At 63.0% G+C, this 16,945-nt stretch carries 13 protein-coding genes and 2 tRNA genes; 7 read left to right on the top strand and 8 right to left on the bottom strand.

Going from position 1 to position 16,945, the window contains the following annotated elements; genetic code table 11:
* The first annotated feature begins 10 nt into the window (after positions 1 to 10).
* The 3 genes from FO013_RS10280 to FO013_RS10270 all read left to right on the top strand — a co-directional run bounded on the left by FO013_RS10280 (position 11) and on the right by FO013_RS10270 (position 3,228).
* Positions 11 to 784, top strand: a complete 774-nt coding sequence (locus tag FO013_RS10280) for a DeoR/GlpR family DNA-binding transcription regulator (protein WP_143922464.1) — start codon at positions 11 to 13, stop codon at positions 782 to 784.
* 444 nt (positions 785 to 1,228) lie between these two features.
* Positions 1,229 to 2,926 carry a sodium:solute symporter family protein gene (locus FO013_RS10275; protein WP_143922463.1) on the top strand — a complete coding sequence of 566 codons (1,698 nt, stop codon included), beginning with the start codon at positions 1,229 to 1,231 and terminating at the stop codon, positions 2,924 to 2,926.
* 17 nt (positions 2,927 to 2,943) lie between these two features.
* Positions 2,944 to 3,228 carry a hypothetical protein gene (locus tag FO013_RS10270; protein WP_143922462.1) on the top strand — a complete coding sequence of 95 codons (285 nt, stop codon included), beginning with the start codon at positions 2,944 to 2,946 and terminating at the stop codon, positions 3,226 to 3,228.
* A 113-nt stretch (positions 3,229 to 3,341) separates the two neighbouring features.
* On the opposite strand, the gene galK is transcribed toward FO013_RS10270, so the two are convergent.
* Positions 3,342 to 4,577 (bottom strand): galactokinase, encoded by a 1,236-nt coding sequence (gene galK, locus FO013_RS10265; RefSeq protein ID WP_143922461.1) that lies wholly within the window; start codon positions 4,575 to 4,577, stop codon positions 3,342 to 3,344.
* Positions 4,574 to 5,710 carry a galactose-1-phosphate uridylyltransferase gene (galT, locus tag FO013_RS10260; RefSeq protein ID WP_143922460.1) on the bottom strand — a complete coding sequence of 379 codons (1,137 nt, stop codon included), beginning with the start codon at positions 5,708 to 5,710 and terminating at the stop codon, positions 4,574 to 4,576. Before galT ends, galK begins: the two co-directional genes overlap by 4 nt.
* A gap of 180 nt (positions 5,711 to 5,890) precedes the next feature.
* Between galT and FO013_RS10255 the strand changes: the two genes are divergently transcribed.
* Together FO013_RS10255 and FO013_RS10250 are read left to right on the top strand one after the other, a co-directional pair.
* Entirely contained in the window at positions 5,891 to 6,859 is a 969-nt protein-coding gene (locus FO013_RS10255) for an aldose 1-epimerase family protein (protein ID WP_143922459.1), read from the top strand.
* A 72-nt stretch (positions 6,860 to 6,931) separates the two neighbouring features.
* On the top strand, positions 6,932 to 7,822 hold the full coding sequence (locus FO013_RS10250) for a DUF4282 domain-containing protein (RefSeq protein ID WP_143922458.1): 891 nt from the start codon (positions 6,932 to 6,934) through the stop codon (positions 7,820 to 7,822).
* A 226-nt stretch (positions 7,823 to 8,048) separates the two neighbouring features.
* Here the strand turns inward: FO013_RS10250 and FO013_RS10245 are convergent.
* The 6 genes from FO013_RS10245 to FO013_RS10220 all read right to left on the bottom strand — a co-directional run bounded on the left by FO013_RS10245 (position 8,049) and on the right by FO013_RS10220 (position 13,401).
* Positions 8,049 to 8,121 (bottom strand) — tRNA-Glu (locus tag FO013_RS10245).
* A 38-nt stretch (positions 8,122 to 8,159) separates the two neighbouring features.
* Positions 8,160 to 8,231: transfer RNA gene (locus FO013_RS10240), tRNA-Gln, on the bottom strand.
* Between the two features lie 178 nt (positions 8,232 to 8,409).
* A complete protein-coding gene (locus FO013_RS10235) occupies positions 8,410 to 9,699 on the bottom strand; it encodes an alpha/beta fold hydrolase (RefSeq protein WP_143922457.1) in 1,290 nt (429 codons plus the stop codon).
* Between the two features lie 2 nt (positions 9,700 to 9,701).
* Entirely contained in the window at positions 9,702 to 11,168 is a 1,467-nt protein-coding gene (gene gltX / locus FO013_RS10230) for a glutamate--tRNA ligase (RefSeq protein ID WP_143922456.1), read from the bottom strand.
* 91 nt (positions 11,169 to 11,259) lie between these two features.
* The gene (locus tag FO013_RS10225; protein WP_143922455.1) at positions 11,260 to 12,066 is read right to left on the bottom strand and encodes a fumarylacetoacetate hydrolase family protein; all 807 of its coding nucleotides are present in this window, start codon (positions 12,064 to 12,066) and stop codon (positions 11,260 to 11,262) included.
* 201 nt (positions 12,067 to 12,267) lie between these two features.
* Positions 12,268 to 13,401, bottom strand: a complete 1,134-nt coding sequence (locus FO013_RS10220) for a PucR family transcriptional regulator (RefSeq protein ID WP_143922454.1) — start codon at positions 13,399 to 13,401, stop codon at positions 12,268 to 12,270.
* 172 nt (positions 13,402 to 13,573) lie between these two features.
* On the opposite strand from FO013_RS10220, the gene FO013_RS10215 reads away from it, so the two are divergent.
* Together FO013_RS10215 and FO013_RS10210 are read left to right on the top strand one after the other, a co-directional pair.
* Positions 13,574 to 15,337, top strand: coding sequence for an aldehyde dehydrogenase family protein (locus FO013_RS10215; protein WP_143922453.1), 1,764 nt, complete (start codon positions 13,574 to 13,576; stop codon positions 15,335 to 15,337).
* A gap of 67 nt (positions 15,338 to 15,404) precedes the next feature.
* Positions 15,405 to 16,940: a GMC family oxidoreductase gene (locus FO013_RS10210; protein WP_143922452.1), complete on the top strand. Its 1,536-nt coding sequence runs from the start codon at positions 15,405 to 15,407 to the stop codon at positions 16,938 to 16,940.
* The last annotated feature ends 5 nt before the right edge of the window (positions 16,941 to 16,945 follow it).

Below are 16,945 nucleotides of genomic sequence, written 5' to 3'. Positions count from 1 at the left end.
GGACAACCCCATGATCGCCGCCCAAAGACGAAACGTGATCATCGAGACGATCGAACGAGACGGCGCGGTCTCCATCGCCGCCCTTTCGGATCTGCTGAGCACCTCAGCGGTGACGGTCCGTCGCGATCTCGATCAGCTCGCCGATGAAGGGCGCCTGACCCGCACCCACGGAGGCGCGGTCGCCTTCTCCAGCGCCCGCGAATCGACGTATGCAGAGAAGCTCGAGCAGGCACTGGCTGAGAAGACTGCGATTGCGCGGGCCGCAGCCAAACATGTGCGCAACGGCGACGTCGTGGCCCTGGGCCCCGGCACCACGACCGAGCTGCTGGCCAAGGAGCTCAGCGATCGCTCGGGCATCCGCATCGTCACCAATTCCCTCCTCGTCGCCGAGGCGATGGTCTCCTCCCCCGACGTCGAAGTCATCGTCGTCGGTGGAATTCTGCGACACTCGATTCGAGCCTTCGTCGGCGGCGGCACGGTCTCAGCGCTCCTCGGCCTGAGGGCGGACACGGTATTCCTCTCGGGCAACGGGCTGGCCGCGGACTTCGGCCTCTCCACCCCTGCATTTCCTGTCGCCGACACCGACCGAGCCATGGCCGCCGGCGCCGGACAGGTCACCGCACTCGTCGACCACACGAAGGTCGGCCTGCGCTCCTCGGTGCTCACGGTCCCCACGGAGGAGATCGACCATCTGATCACGGACTCCGGCAGCGACGGCTCCGAGCTGGATGCACTGCGCACCGCAGGCGTCGATGTCGAGGTCACCACCACCTCGGCGAGCTGACCGACGACCCGCGCCGGGCGAGCCGGAGCCTCTCGACCTCTCGATCTGGCTGAACGGCGCTCAACGGCGGCCGCGTCAGAGTCCTCGGCACCGTCGGAGGCGCACTGCTCTTGCAGCTCATCGTCTCCACCTTTTCGTCCCCCACAGTGTTGCGGACTCCGTCACGCAGATGATCCAGGCCGTCGTGATCGTCGTCGCGGTCGCAAAGCTCCTCCTCTCGCGGGTCCAGGCAAAGGAGCGTGAGCGCAGACGCGGAGGCGAGGTCGCGGGTATCTCCGACACGCCGAGGGCAGGGGGAGAATCCCCTGCCCACAGGCGAGCGATCATAAACAATCAAAACTTTTCATGTTCGATCACTGGAGATCGGTCGATCCGTCCTCTAGAGTATCCGTTTGAGGTGGCTTTGATCACAAGGAGCCATTCACCGAAGACGTTGGAGGAACCTTGGAAGACATCCGCCTGGACGCTCAATGGATCGACTATCTGCTGATCGCGATCTACTTCGTATTCGTCCTCGGAATCGGCTGGTTCGCCAAGCGCGGCATCTCCTCGAGCATCGAATTCCTTCTCTCCGGGCGCAGCCTTCCGGCGTGGGTGACGGCCTTGGCCTTCGTCTCGGCGAACCTCGGTGCCGTAGAGATCATGGGGATGTCGGCCACCGGCGCCCAATACGGCATGCCGACGATGCACTATTTCTGGATCGGCGCGGTCCCGGCGATGCTCTTCCTCGGTGTGGTCATGATGCCCTTCTACTACGGTTCGAAGGTCCGGTCCGTTCCCGAGTTCATGCGCAGACGTTTCGGCACTGGCGCCCACCTCGTCAACGCGCTGTCCTTCGCCGTCGCACAGATCCTCATCGCCGGCGTCAACCTCTTCCTCCTCGGCACGATCGTCAATCGTCTCCTCGGTTGGCCGCTGTGGATCGCCCTGGTCGTCGCTGCCGCCATCGTCCTGTCCTACATCACGCTCGGCGGGCTGACCGCTGCCATCTACAATGAGGTGCTCCAGTTCTTCGTCATCGTCGCGGCCCTGCTGCCGCTGACGATCATCGGCCTCAATCGGGTGGGCGGTTGGGACGGTCTCGTGGCGAAGGTCAGCAACGACGGCATGCTCGGGGCCGAGCAGCTGAGCAGCTGGCCGGGAGAGCAGCTCTCCGGGTTCTCCAACCCGGTGCTCTCGGTGGTCGGGATCGTATTCGGGCTCGGTTTTGTGCTCTCCTTCGGCTACTGGACGACGAACTTCGTCGAGGTCCAACGTGCCATGGCCTCGAAGAGCATCAATGCCGCACGACTGACTCCGATCCTCGGCGCCTTCCCGAAGATGCTCATTCCGTTCATCGTCATCATTCCCGGAATGATCTCGGCGGTCCTCGTGACCCAGATGACGAAGTTCAAGCAGATCGCGTCCAGCGTCGACGAAGCGACCGCCCAGTCCCAGACCGGAGTGACCTACAACGATGCGCTCCTGCTGCTCATGCGCGAGGTTCTGCCCAATGGTCTCCTCGGAGTTGCCATCGCCGGCCTGCTCGCCGCCTTCATGGCCGGAATGGCCGCCAACATCTCCGCGTTCAACACCGTCTTCAGCTATGACCTGTGGCAGCAGTACGTGGTCAAGGACCGCGACGACGCCTACTACCTCAAGGTCGGCCGCTACGCCACGGTCGGCGCCTGCATCGTCGCGATCTTCACCGCCCTCATCGCCGGCAACTTCGCCAACCTCATGGACTACCTGCAGACTCTGTTCGGCTTCTTCAACGCACCGCTGTTCGCCACCTTCATCCTCGGTATGTTCTGGAAGCGCATGAGCCCGACTGCCGGCTGGGTCGGACTGGTCGGCGGCACCCTATCGGCCGTCGCGGTATTCGTCCTCAGCGAGACCGGCGTGTTCGACCTGCCCGGTCAGGGCGCAGCGTTCCTCGCCGCCAGCACGGCGTTCGTCGTCGATATCGTCCTCTCGGTGATCGTCACCTTCAGGACCACACCCAAGCCTGCCCATGAACTGCGAGGGCTCGTCTATTCGGAGACGCCGAAGACCGACTTCGAAGATCTCAGTGAACCGAAGCCCCCGATGTGGAAACGCCCGGTGCCCGTTGCGGGAGTCGCCCTGGTCCTCGTCATCATCCTCAACGTGGTCTTCGGCTGAAGGAGCAAGTGAGAACAATGAGCAAAGCCAATGAACTGACCAAGACCGCAGGTGCCTTCGACATACGAAATTTCATCGGCGTGCTGCTGGGGATCTTCGGAGTCATCCTCGCCATCGCAGGCCTTGTCGACTACACCCCCGACGAGGCGGAGCGGACCGGCGGAATCGACGCCAACCTCTGGACGGGAATCAGCCTCATCCTCGCCGCGGTCTTCTTCATCGCCTGGGCCAGGCTGCGTCCGATTCGCATCATCGCCGATGAGTCGACCGAGGTGGCCGAGACCGGCGAGACCCGCGCCTAGTCCGGCCGGGCGTTTTCGCTGCCTGGTCGGCCGAATGTCCTGCCTGGTCGGCCGATTCTCCTGCTGGGTCAGGTCGGTCGATTCCGCCTCGGGTCAGGCGATTCTGCCCGGGGTCAGGCGATTCTGCCCGCGCCCTTTCCCGGACTGACTGCGAAGATGTCGGGCCTGCGGAATCCGTGGTCGGCGAACGTCGCTCGGACTGCCTCGCCAACCTGGTCGACACTCGCAATGTCAACGAGTGCAATCGCCGAACCCCCGAAGCCGCCGCCGGTCATCCGCGCTCCGATCGCACCGGCCGACATGACTGCCGCGACAGCGGTGTCGAGTTCGGTGCACGAGACCTCATAGTCGTGGGCGAGGGAGTCGTGGGAGGCAAGCAGGAGTTCGCCGATTCCGCGAATGCTGTGGCTCCCGCCGCCGGACTTTAAAAGGTCGACGGTGGCTCGGACTCGGGCGTTCTCAGTGAAGACGTGCCGCACCCGCTTCCTCTGCTCCTCGTTGAGTGGGCCAAGGTCCACGCTCTCATCCAATTCGCGCAGACTCGCAGCTCCGAGGATCCTGGCGGCCTCCTCACAGGTGCGCCGCCGGTCGCCGTATCCGCTCTCGCTGTGGGAGTGGGACACGCGGGTATCAATGACGAGCAGCCGCAGCCCTTCGGCTTCGAGATCGAAGGGGATCTGTCGAGTCCGAAGGTCCCGACAGTCGAGGAAGAGTGCATGCCCAGCCTCGGTCATGATCGAGGCCGCCTGATCGACGATTCCGGTTGGAGCGCCGACGAAGTCGTTCTCGGCGCGCTGGGTCAGCAGCGCCTTCTCTCGGTCGTCGAGTCCGAGCCCGCAGATCTCGTCGACGGCGATGAGGACCGCCACCTCGAGCGCATGGGACGAAGACAGACCGGCTCCTACGGGGACACTCGATTCGATGTAGAGGTCGATGCCGCCGACGACTGTGCCCGTCGTCTTGGCGATCTCATCGACGACACCCGCCGGATGGCTGAGCCAGCTCGGCAGAGCTCCGGGTACCAGTTCTTCGGCCGTGAACTGGCCTGCGAGTCTCTCACCCGACTCGTCGCGATGGTCGGAGACGATCCGGATGCTCTCCTCGCGCCGAGGTGGTGCCGCAGTTCCGTGTTCATGATCCTCCGACCGGCCCCAAGGACGCAGGCCGATGGCCACGTGGACAGCCCTGTCAATGGCGATGGGAAGGACGAACCCGTTGTTGTAGTCGGTGTGTTCTCCGATGAGATTCACGCGCCCGGGAGCACGGAAGCAGTCATTCGGCGGATAGCCGAATAACGCTTCGAACTCGCGGCGCATGTTAGTGCCCGTCGGAGGGGTGGCCGCGCTCATCTGCGACCGTCTTCGAGCGCAGGCGACGCCGCACGCAACCGTGCAGCCGTCTCTTCGGCGGAGACGTCGCCGACGAAGGCTCCCATTGCCGCTTCGGATCCAGCGAGGAACTTCAGCTTGCTCTCGGCACGTCTGGGGCTGGTGATCTCGAGATGCATCCACTCCGCCGAGCGGTCCGCACAGTTGACCGGTGCCTGATGCCAAGCTGCGATGTATGGGGTGGGAGTCGAATACAGGTTGTCGATCCTTCGCAGCACCTCGGGGTAGATGCCAGCGAGGTCGTCGCGTTCGGCATCGTCGAGTTCGTCGAGTCCCAGCACCTGCCGATGCGGGACGATGTGGACTTCGACGGGCCACCGAGCTGCAAAGGGCACGAAAGCAGAGAAGTATGCCGACTCAAGGACCATCCGCTCCCCCGAGCCGCGTTCGAAGTCGAGGACGTCGCCCAGCAGCGGCCGGCCGGTCTCGCGCTTGTGCTGCTCCGCTCGAGCCGAGGTGATTACGGTGTGCGGGGTGACGAACGGATAGGCATAGATCTGGCCGTGCGGGTGGTTCATCGTCACACCGATCTCCTCACCCCGATTCTCGAACACGAAGACCTGCTCGATCCCCTCTTGTGCAGCGAGCTCCCGGCTCCGATTCGCCCAGGCGTCGATGACCGTGCGGGCACGCGCCGGGTCGAGGTCGGCGAACGATCCATCGTGCTCGGAAGAGAAGACGACGACCTCACAGCGCCCATGGGCGGGGGCGGTCAGTGCGGATTCGGAGGCCGCCTCGGCGAATTTCTGCCTCGGATCGGCAGGCACCGCTCCGAGTGATGGCCCCAGCGAAGGGAACCGATTCTCGAAGACGACGACATCGTAGTCGGCGACAGGGATCTCAGTGGGTCGTCCGGGTGCCGAGGGGCAGAGGGGGCACTCGGCGGCGGCGGGAAGATGCGTCCGCGACTGGCGATGCGTGGCCACGGCCACCCACTCGCCGGTGAGCAGGTCGAAGCGCAGCTGTCCGCCGGTAGGACGCGGTTCTGCGGGGCGATGGTCCTCGGCAGGTGGTGCCGCCGTCGAATCTTCGTCTTGGAAGAAAAGGATGTCTCTGCCGTCGGCAAGCGTGTTCCGACGAACCTGTGTGCTCAACGGACACCCACGAGTTCAACGGCTCGTCGGTGGAATTGAGAAAAGCTACACTGACCCATCAGACCTCCCAAAACTGATCATTTTCGATCATAATGCTAACATCCGCATGGGAGAGATCCCAGATCTCGCGTAGAATTCTGGGACACCGGAATATCCGCTCACCACCTGCTCAGGAGTCGCATGACCGATCTCATCGAGCTCGCCCTGGGCGACGACAGCGCGGTCGTCTCCACAAGCGGAGCAGCTCTGCTCGACTATACCGTCGGGGATCGTCCAGTCGTCGTCCAGATGTCCGCCTTCGATGGCGCCGTGCTGGCACCGTGGCCGAACCGTATCGCCGATGGACGCTATGACTTCAACGGCCGCTCCCACCAGTTGCCCATCACCGAAGTCTCACGCGAAACGTCTCTGCATGGTCTTGTGGCCGAGACCGCCTGGAAGGTGAGTCAACGCAATGATGCCTCGGTACGGCTCGAAACAGACATCTCCGGCCCGCCGGGGTATCCCTTTGAATTGTCCCTTGAGGTGACCTACGCCCTCGTCGAGCGTGAAGACGAGGGCGAATGTGCGAATGAATACGAGGGCAGCGGCGAGCTCCGGATCCTGGCTGTCGCGAGAAACATCGGGCACGAGACCGTCCCCTTCGGTTTCGGCTTTCATCCCTGGATCCATCCAGGCGCGGAACGAGTTGATCAGGCACAGCTGCTCGTTCCGGCAGAAACCTGGTTCGAGACCGATGACAGACTCATCCCCCAGACGATCAGGCATTTCGACACCGGATCGTACATCCCCGCTGATCACGGGCCCGAAGAAGCATCCTGCGTCCTCTGCAAAGACTTCCGCGCGCTGCGCACTCTTGGCCCGGCGATCCTCGATGACGCCTTCGGCACACCACAGCGCGGTGACGACGGGTGGTCGCGAGTGAGGTTGAGAGGAGCCGACGACAGGACGGTCACCATCGGAATGGATGAGAGTTTCCGGGCCTGGCAGTTGTGCACCGGAGACGAACTCGACCAGCCGCTTCGCCGCAGCGCCATTGCCATCGAACCGATGACGTGCCCACCCAACGCCTTCGCCTCGGGTTTGGATTTCGATGTCATAGAAGCGCAGGGCGAACTCAGCGCGGAATGGACCGTCTCCTTACGTTAAGAGTTCTGGCTGCAAAGTCAGCCTGCACTGATAAGTTGCGACTATCGGCTTCAACTCGTGCGAAGGAAGATTATGTCGACACCACAGAACCCGTACTCCGGTTCGGATGCAGAGAACAATCAGAACATCCCGGGCGATCAGCCTGATCCTGACCTGGACCAGCCGCAGGAACCCGCGGCCGGCGAACAGACGGTTCACGAACCCGCTGTCGGCGAACAGCCAGGTGACCCCCAGTCGCATGCTGGCACTGCCCAGTATGGCCAAGGCTCACAGTTCAGTCAGAGCGATCAGTACAGCCAGGCAGATCAGTTCAGTCAGAGCGATCAGTACAACAGCCAGCAGACCCAGTTCGGCCAGTCGGAACCGTACCGCCAGCAGAGCCAGTTCGGTCAGCAGCAGCAATTTGGCCAAAGCGGCCAGTACACGCCTCAGGATCAGTACGACCAAGGCGGTCAGTACGACCCACAGAATCAGTACGTTCAGTATGGACAGCCAGCCCAGCAGGGTCAATACCATCAGGATGCTGACTACGCTGCATACAACCAAGGCAATTACGCCGGCTCCCAGCACGCTCCGGTGGGCAATTTCCAGCAGCCGGCAGCGCAGCAGAAGCCTGGCGGAAGCGGCGGTTTCTTCAAGTCGCTCTTCGACTTCCGCTTCGATAATCTCATCGCCGTGCGATGGGCGGGATTCATCTACATCATCGCCATCGTTGTGGCTGCGTTGTCCTGGCTGGGATCCATCATCGGCGGAATCGTCACAGGTGCAGCAGCAGGAGCGGCGACCAGTTATCTGGGCGATGGCCCGAGCTTCAGTCCGTGGCCGCTGCTGCTGGCGATCATCTTCGGCTGGATCATTCCCGCGCTCTGGGTGATCTTCGTCCGATTGGCCCTCGAGCTCATCGTGGCCAACGTCAAGACGGCGGAGAACACGAAGAGGATCGCGGACTCCCTCGGACGCTGAATCAGCTCAGCAATCTCTCTGAGTGCATTCGCTCTGAGTTCATTCGACCTGAGTGCATTCGCTCTGAGTTGCAGTGATCGGCTTCGAAGCCGAGCTCTGTGACTCAGAGCGAGCTGATTCAGAAACATCCGGACCCGCGAGGCTCAAGGAGGCTCGCGCATCTGCAGAAAAATGGTCGTGAATTAGAGCGAGCCCCACACCGATTCCTCGATGCGGGACTCAACCGTACCCCCGAGCAGGTTCGAACTGCCGTTTCCGCCTTGAGAGGGCAGCGTCCTAGGCCACTAGACGACGGGGGCCAATAAACAGCTCAGAGTCATACTCCCGATGCTGTTCGCTGGGGTACCAGGACTTGAACCTAGACTAAATGTACCAGAAACACTCGTGCTGCCAATTACACCATACCCCAATGTCATTCAGGCCCATCCCCGAAGGAATTTCCCTGAGCAACGAGATATAACTCTACACAAACCCCCCGCTCGACTCCAAATCATCGGGGCTCATTTTCGGTGTGACCTTCTTAACACCGCTTCCCGCGAGAACGATTTGCCTCTCACTCGAACGATGTGCCACTTGCACGAACGAATTCACTCCCGCGCCAGGGAGATGAGTCGATCGAGCACCCGGTATCCGTCAGCACGCAGTCCGTTGTGCTCGTACTCGTTCGTCACCCATGGCTTCACTCCGTCGAGGAGGTCCGCTGTAGCCAATGAGTACTCCGGAGGAACGTAGGCGTCCTCGAAGTACACCGCTGCGCCTCCGCGCACGTTCGAGGCCCGCAGCGCATCAACGTCGTAGAGCCTGGGCCATTCGTGCTGTGCGACGAGCTGGGCCACCTCGGCGAAGGGGGCAAGCTCGGGATCCTCGGCAAGTGACTCGGGCCCGGCGTGCTCGCCGGCCAAAAGGGTCGGATCGGCTTCGACGTCCGCAGGCATTGCCCGCCGAGCTGCCCAGTTGGTGACCGCGCCGTCGGCCCAGCAGGACTCGTGGACCACGGCGTAGAGCGGGTTTCGTCCCGAGAACGGCAGTGCAGCAGCCAGATCATGACGGAATGCCGCCGAGGCGGGGTCCAGGTCCAGCAGGTAGTGCAGCTTCTCGGGTCCGTCAGAGGCTCCGAGGAAGTGCCCGAGGAGCCGGACGCGTTCCGTCGTGGCTCGGCCTCCGCCGGGCAGTGCGATGCCCCCATCCGCCTCGGCGAGATCGATGAGCCGGGCGAGCTTGTCACGGTCACCGGGGAACGCTCGGTAGAACTGCTCCGACTTCCGCTTCATTCCTTCCCACGTCGTGGCGTACACGGTGGCGGGGTCGGTGTCGATCGCCGGCAGTCCGCCGGTGAAGTAGACCTCGTTCAGCGATTCCGAATGCGCGGAGACATACCGCAGGGCGGTGAATCCTCCGAACGACTGACCCAGCAGCGACCAGGTGTCGACGCCCAGCCCGTGGCGCAGGATCTCAGCGTCTTCGACGATCGAATCGGCACGGTAGTGGCTGAGCGCCGCAGCGATGTCTGCAGGGGCCTCGCCGACTCCGTCGAGACCGGTGATGCGTCCGTCCGCGGAGCCGATCGGGCTCGACCTTCCGGTTCCGCGCTGGTCGAGCATGACGACTTGGAAGTCCTCGAGTGCTCGCGCCAACCAGGTGGACTCGCCGACGGGGGTGGTGGGCCTTGGCGCTTCGACACCCGGACCGCCCTGCAGGAACACGAGGTACGGCTTGGTGCTGTCCGCCTCGGTCGCGGTGATCCGGGCGAAGACCTCGATGTGCGCCGAGGCGGCCGCGGACAGTCCCGCTCCCCCACCGAAGTGGTCGAGTGGGGCTTCGAAGGTCACGTCCTTCAGGTGCAGTCCCCCACGCGTCCAGGCCGCCTGCTTGAGCATCGTCACAGCTGGGCTGCCAGCGCCCGCAGGCGAGTCAGTGACGAGTCCTTGCCGAGGATCTCCATCGACTCGAACAGAGGTGGTGAGACCTTGCGTCCGGACACGGCCACGCGCAGCGGGCCGAAGGCCAGTCGAGGCTTGATCTCCATCTCGGTGACGAGTTTGACCTGAAGCGTTTCGTGCAGCGTGTCAGTCGTCCAGTCCTCGACTCCTTCGAGGACCTCGATCGAGGCGGCGAGCACCTCGGGAGCCGAGTCCTTCAGGGTCTTCAGACCGTCCTCGGCCATGGTCAGCTCGGCATCGGGAGTGAACAGGAATGCGAGCAGGTCAGGTGCTTCGCCGAGGAGGTTCATCCTCGTCTGCACGAGCGGAGCCGCCTGGCTGAGGATCTCCAACTGAGCCTCCGATGGCTTCTCCGGGAGCACCTCGGCGGCCTGGAGATAGGGCACCAGACGGTCACGGAAGTCGCTGACGTCGAGGAGCCGGATGTGGTCGGCGTTGATCGACGTCGCCTTCTTCACATCGAAGCGGGCGGGGTTGGGCAGAACATCGTGGATGTCGAAGGCCTCGACGAACTCCTTGACGCTGAACACGTCCCGGTCGGGTCCGATTGACCAGCCGAGCAGGGCCAGGTAGTTGATGATGCCTTCGGGGATGAAGCCGTTGTCGCGGTGGAGGAACAGGTTGGATTCCGGATCGCGCTTGGACAGTTTCTTGTTGCCGTCGCCCATCACGTAGGGCAGGTGACCGAACTCGGGGGTTGCCTCGGCGACGCCGATGTCCTTGAGCGCTTCGTAGAGCACGACCTGACGTGGGGTCGAGGACAGCAGGTCCTCACCGCGCAGCACATGGGTGATGCCCATGAGGGCGTCGTCGACGGGGTTGACCAGGGTGTACAGCGGCTGGCCGTTCGCACGGACGACGACATAGTCGGGAATGGTGCCTGCACGGAAGGTGATCTCTCCGCGCACCAGGTCGGTGAAGGTGACGTCCTCGGCCGGCATGCGCACACGCCAGACCGGCTCGCGTCCTTCAGCCTTGAAGCCGGCGATCTGCTCGGCAGTGAGGTCCCGGTCATAGCCGTCGTAGCCGAGCTTGGGGTCGCGGCCTGCGGCCTTGTGCCTGGCTTCGACCTCTTCGTTGGTCGAGTAGGACTGGTAGATGTGTCCTGCGGCCTTGAGCTTCTCGATCACGCCAGCGTAGATGTCGCCGCGCTGGGACTGGCGGTAGGGTCCGTCGGGTCCGCCGACGTCGATGCCTTCGTCCCAGTCGAGACCGAGCCACTTCATGGCCTCGAGGACCTGGCCGAAGCTCTCCTCGGAGTCACGGGCGGCGTCGGTGTCCTCGATGCGGAAGACGAACTTTCCGCCGGTGTGCTTCGCATACGCCCAGTTGAACAGGGCGGTGCGGACCATACCGACGTGCGGGGTGCCGGTGGGTGATGGGCAGAAACGAACTTTGACGCTCACTGTGATCCTTCGGTCTCTGGTGCTGCGAGTTGTGTGGCTGCGAGTTGTGTGGCTGCTGCGTTGGGGCTTCAGCTGGTGTTGTGTGCTGGTCTCAGGCGTCCATGACCATGTTGGTGAGGACTCCGAGCCCGTCGATCGCGATATCGACACGGTTTCCGGCGACGATCTGACCCACGCCGGCGGGAGTGCCGGTGAGGAGGACGTCTCCGGGCAGCAAGGTGATCGTCTCGGACAGGTGCTCGATGATCGTCGGGATGTCGAAGATGAAGTCGGCGGTTGTGCCGTCCTGCTTCAGATCCCCGTCGACCCAGGACCGGATGGAGAGGTCATCGACGTCGAGCTCGGTTTCGATCCATGGTCCAAGTGGGCTCGAGGTGTCGAAGCCCTTCGCCCGGGTCCACTGCTTGTCCGACTTCTGGATGTCCCGCAGTGTGACATCGTTGCTGGCGGTGTAGCCGAGGACGTAGTCGAAGGCGTTCTCTGCCTTCACGCCTTTGGCGACGCGGCCGATGATGACGGCCAGCTCGGCTTCGTAGGACACATATTCGCTGATGGCGGGCAGACGGATCGGGTCTCCGGGGCCGATGACCGAGGTGTTGGGCTTGAAGAAGGTCAGTGGGCTGATGGGCACCTCATTGCCGAGCTCGGCGGCGTGGTCGGCGAAGTTGCGGCCGACGCCGATGACCTTCGACCGTGGCAGGATCGGGCTGAGCAGACGAACATCGTCGAACTTCAGCCGCTCCCCCGTCGACTGGGCCGGAGCGAAGAACGGGTCCTGGTCGAGAACGGCGAGGCTGAGACCGGACGTGTCCCACATGCCGTCCTCAATCTGCGGCACGTCGCCTTCGACGACTCCGTATTTGGGTTCATCCTGGTGCACAAATCTGGCAATACGCATGTGCCCCAGTCTAGTCAGTCGTCTGAGCCCCTGGCACACGGGCGCCTGGGTGGCAGATCGAGAGTTCGAAGAAGTCGCGTCCGACACCGCAGAATATGTCCCGGTGCCCGCGTGCGTGGCGTCATCGTACGAAGACGTCCACCACCGCTGACCGTGTGCTGCGTGGCCGAATCTCAGACAACCGGTTGCGAACACAGGCTTTCAACGCTCGGCCGGCCACCCGAGCAGTCGAATCGTCCGCAGCGCCAGCGTCAGTACAGTGAGATCGGTGGGATCGGCTATCGACCGCGCAGTCAGCGTCTCAAGTCTGCGCAGCCGGTAGTTGACGGTGTTCCGATGGCAGTGGAGCAGTTCGCCGGCCTTCGAGAGCGAACCGCCGCACTGAATCCACGTCTCAAATGTCTCGAGCAGCAATTCACGACTGTCGTGGCTGAGCGCACCGACCTCGGTGAAGGTCCGTCGGACCACAACATCGGCTTCCGTGGGCTGGGAGACGATGAGCATATCGGTCAGCGACTGCCCATAGCGACCGATTCCTTCGCGTGCGGTGCCCAGACAACGCAACGCGACACGCGCCTGGCGCTCTGCCTCGGCTGCGGCCTCCAACGACCGGAACTCTTCGCTCACCCCGATCCGAGCACCATCGGTGGAAACCAAGAATTCGGCGCTCCCCCGCTGCACCAGCAGACACACTCGCGCACCGTTGAACTCCGCCCAGTGCTCTCGTACGCCGAGTATCTCGACTTCCGGACTGTGCTCGTCCATCACAAGAACGAACAACCGCATGCCCTCGTGCACCTGGAGCAGGCGGGCGGCCGCCTCGCGGCGCTCTGGTGCCGCCATCGGAGAAAGCAGATCGACGACGGCTGCGAACCGTGACTGCTCTGCCCAGCGCTCACGGGCCATGGTCGACTCCCGATGCGCCTCCGCCGCAGCTGTGGAGAGCTCGTCGAGAGCCGTCCACAGTTCGGAACCCAATGGAAACAGAGTGCTCTGAACCGAGTCGTCGGGCCCAGAGGACTCCTCCAAGGCACTCCACAGTCGCAGCCCCGCCATGCGGTAGGCATGGAGGACTCCGGAGAGTTCGACTCCGTGTTCGGCTTTGATCTGACCAGCGCGACGGGCAGGTCTCAGATCCAAGTCTGCGGATCCGAACGAGTACAGAAGAGATCGCAGATTCTCGGCGACGATGTCGACGAGAGCCTGGCGCGGGATGCGCCTCTCAGCATAGGCACGATCGCCCGAGAGGATGTCGTCGGCGATCACGTGCGAAAGACGATCAACGTCCAGAGTCGAGGCAAGCACAACATCACGAACATCAACATTCTCACTCATCTCGCCAGAGTACTCACCGATTGTGCTCACGCACAATGGTTTCTTACAGGTTTAGGATCGACGCCCATAAGAACCATCGACCCCGGCAGATACGATGGCTTCACTGACCCAGACGCTGCTGTCGCTGCGGGACGATGTCCGCTGGCGATCAGGCTCAACGAGGAGCAACACTATGACGACTGACATTTCACCCACAGCGACCGAACCCATACGGCCAGTTGCGTACCCGCTTGACACCACCCGGCTCGACTCTGCTGTTGCTTCACTGGGTTCGGGAATACGTCAGTGGGCAAGTCTGTCCCTGTCAGAGCGCGCCCGACTGCTTGAGCGCACGCACGAGTCGATCGCTCTCAACGTCGCTCGCTGGACTCGCACCGCCACCGACATCAAGGGTCTCCACCCCGATTCGCAGCTGACCGGCGAAGAGTGGTTGTCCGGCCCGTATGCCGCCTTGACCGGTTTCTCCACAGTCGCCACATCAATCCGTGCGCTGGCGCGGGATTGTTCACCGCTTGACGGAGTCGACCCTCGAGAGACCGCCGGCGGACGCCTGACTTGGAAGGTGCTGCCCACCGACCTCAGGGAGGCCATTCTCTTCCATGGCTTCTCGGCAGACGTGTGGACACGTCCGGGATTCGATGCCGAAACGGTCCGAGCCGAGGCCGGATTGGGAGCCAAGCACCTCGGGACCGAAAGCGGTGTCAGCTTGGTGCTGGGCGCGGGCAACATCACGTCGATCGGCCCCTTGGATGTCCTGACCGAACTCGTCGCGCACAACCGGGCGAGCATCCTCAAGATCAACCCCACCTTGGCTCCGCTTCTGTCGGTCTATCGTGAAGCCCTCGGCCCTCTCATCGAAGCGAATCTGCTGCGTGTCGTCCAAGGCGGGGCCGAAGTCGGCGAATACCTCTGCGACCATCCCGACATCAGCCACGTCCACATCACCGGCAGCGCGGATACCCACGACAGAATCGTATGGGGAGCCGGTGGGAATCGCTCTGCCCCGGATGCCGAGCCGAAGTTGACCAAACCCATCACCAGCGAGTTGGGCGGAGTCTCTCCGGTCATCGTCGTGCCCGGCCGGTGGTCAAAGGCGGATCTGAAGTATCAGGCAGAAAATGTCGCCACTATGCGCCTGCACAATGCAGGACACAACTGCATCGCAGCCCAAGTTGTCGTCGTCGACGCTCGATGGCCACAGCGTGAGGAATTCCTCGATGCACTCGCAGCTGTTTTGGATCGTATCCCATACCGTGCCGCGTGGTATCCGGGCAGTCAGAGGCGGATCGAAAAGGCGGCTGCCGACCACGACCACGTGGAGTCGTTCTCAAACGGGCATCGACAGCTCGTGACCATCGCCGGTGAGGCTGAAGTCGAAACCACCGAGTACTTCGACACAGTGCTCGGCGTCAAGACCATTCGAACGGATGTGGGTGCTGCGGACACGCTCGAGCACCGTGCGGCATTCCTCCGCGATGCCGTCGACTATGCCAATGACAGGTTGACCGGCACGCTGGGGGCCAATGTCATCATCGCCCCCGATGACCGGAAGAACCTGGGAGAGCAGTTCGATTCCGAGATCGAACGGCTGCGCTATGGGTCGATCGCGATCAATGCGTGGACGGGCCTGGCCTTCCTCGCCTCGACCGCGACCTGGGGTGCTTTCCCCGGTCACACGCTCGAGGACGTGCAAAGCGGCATCGGCGTAGTGCACAACGGTCTGCTCATTCCCCACACTGAACGCACAGTGGTCTCGGGACCATTCCGACCATTCCCGCGCTCGATCGTCGGCGGGGAGTTCGCTCTGTTCCCCAAGCCACCGTGGTTCGTCACTGCACGCAGTGCTGCACGCACAGGACGCGCCCTGACCGCATTTTCCGCGGCGCCGAGTTGGGCGAAGCTGCCCGGGATCTTCCTTTCCGCGTTCCAAGCCTGAACAGACCAAGCCCATCAGAAACCTCGCGCAGCACGAATGAAGCTGTGTGCACAAAGGAGTGTCACCTGTGAGTGAGCAATTCGACTACATCATCGTCGGCGCCGGTTCAGCAGGAGCCGTCGTCGCGTCTCGCCTGTCCGAGGATCCCACCACCTCGGTGCTGCTGCTTGAGGCCGGAGGTCCGGACACCGACTCGAATATCTCGATTCCGGCGGCATTCTCTCAGTTGTTCAAGTCGCAGGTCGATTGGAATTACGAGACGATTCCGCAGCCTGGTCTTGACGGCCGCACCGTCTACTGGCCCCGGGGCAAGGTGTTGGGCGGATCATCCTCACTCAACGCGATGATGTGGGTTCCCGGCTTCGCTGCCGACTATGAGAACTGGGCGAAATCGGCAGGACCGACGTGGGGATGGCAGTCGTTGGCGCCCCTGTTCGAGTCGACGAACATCAACGTCGCCGAACAACGAGACCCCAGGCCGCTGACCTCGACCTTCCTCAATGGAGTCAGGGAGGCCGGCCACCGTGTCGAAGCGGCGAACTCCGTCCAGCCGGACGGCTTCACGCAGACCCGAGTCACACAGCTGAAAGGGTCACGGCACAACACATCGCAGGCCTATCTGAAACCCGCGAAATCCCGTGCCAACCTCACCATCCGCACAACAGCTCATGTCGAGAAGGTCAACTTCGATCGACAGACCGCCACCGGAGTGTCATACCTCGTGGACGGCAAGCGCTTCGAGGCGAGCGCCCGCAGAGAGATCGTGCTCAGCGGCGGAGCCGTGAACACTCCGCAGACTCTCATGCTCTCCGGCATCGGAGATCCGGCCCAGTTGGGCCGGCACGGGATTCCGGTGCTCGTCGAATCCCCCGAGGTCGGCCAGAACATGCGCGATCACCTGGTCAGCCTCATCTGTCTCGAAGTGGCGGGCGGCACGATCAAAGACGCGACGAAGATCGGCAACGTCATCAAGTATCTCACGCGGCGAAAAGGGATGCTGACCTCAAATGTCGCCGAGGCCTACGGCTTCGTACGCACGGACGATGCGCTCGAGCTGCCCGACGTCGAACTGATCTTCGCCCCGGTCGCCTATGTGCAGGAAGGGCTCAGCGGGATACCCTGTCATGGTGCCTCCTTGGGGCCGATTCTGCTCCAGCCGAAGAGCCGCGGAAACATCAGCCTCGCATCGGCCGATCCCCTTGCCAAGGCCATCGTCGACGCCGGATATCTCTCCGATCCTGAAGGAGCCGACCGCGCCACGATGTTGCGAGCGCTGAAGATGGTCTCAGACATCTTCGCTACCCCGTCGATGGCGAAGGTGACCAACGGCCGTCATGTCTCTCCTCGCGGTGCGGAACGACTGCCGATGGACGAAATGCTCTCCACTCTTCTCGAACACAACTCCCACACCCTCTACCATCCGACCTCAACGGCTCGGATGGGAACCGATGACACTTCGGTCGTCGATCCGCAGCTGCGGGTCCGCGGCGTCGACCGACTGCGAGTCGCCGATGCATCGGTGATGCCGGAGATCATCCGCGGTCACACCCACGCACCCTCGGTTGTGATCGGAGAGAAGGCGGCCCAGTTGCTGCGCAGCTGAGACAC

The sequence above is a fragment of the Brevibacterium aurantiacum genome (assembly GCF_007558825.1).
GTDB lineage: Bacteria > Actinomycetota > Actinomycetes > Actinomycetales > Brevibacteriaceae > Brevibacterium > Brevibacterium aurantiacum_A.
Note: the sequence above shows the minus strand (reverse complement) of the source record. Positions and strands in the feature narration are given on the sequence as shown.

What these genes read in the sequence shown, in the direction of transcription:
- FO013_RS10235 (WP_143922457.1), bottom strand. Translation starts at nt 9,699, where the DNA reads ATGCTCAAGCAGGCGGCCTGGACGCGTGGGGGACTGCACCTGAAGGAC.
- FO013_RS10255 (WP_143922459.1), top strand. Translation starts at nt 5,891, where the DNA reads ATGACCGATCTCATCGAGCTCGCCCTGGGCGACGACAGCGCGGTCGTC.
- galK (WP_143922461.1), bottom strand. Translation starts at nt 4,577, where the DNA reads ATGAGCGCGGCCACCCCTCCGACGGGCACTAACATGCGCCGCGAGTTC.
- FO013_RS10215 (WP_143922453.1), top strand. Translation starts at nt 13,574, where the DNA reads ATGACGACTGACATTTCACCCACAGCGACCGAACCCATACGGCCAGTT.
- FO013_RS10225 (WP_143922455.1), bottom strand. Translation starts at nt 12,066, where the DNA reads ATGCGTATTGCCAGATTTGTGCACCAGGATGAACCCAAATACGGAGTC.
- FO013_RS10280 (WP_143922464.1), top strand. Translation starts at nt 11, where the DNA reads ATGATCGCCGCCCAAAGACGAAACGTGATCATCGAGACGATCGAACGA.
- FO013_RS10220 (WP_143922454.1), bottom strand. Translation starts at nt 13,401, where the DNA reads ATGAGTGAGAATGTTGATGTTCGTGATGTTGTGCTTGCCTCGACTCTG.
- FO013_RS10250 (WP_143922458.1), top strand. Translation starts at nt 6,932, where the DNA reads ATGTCGACACCACAGAACCCGTACTCCGGTTCGGATGCAGAGAACAAT.
- FO013_RS10270 (WP_143922462.1), top strand. Translation starts at nt 2,944, where the DNA reads ATGAGCAAAGCCAATGAACTGACCAAGACCGCAGGTGCCTTCGACATA.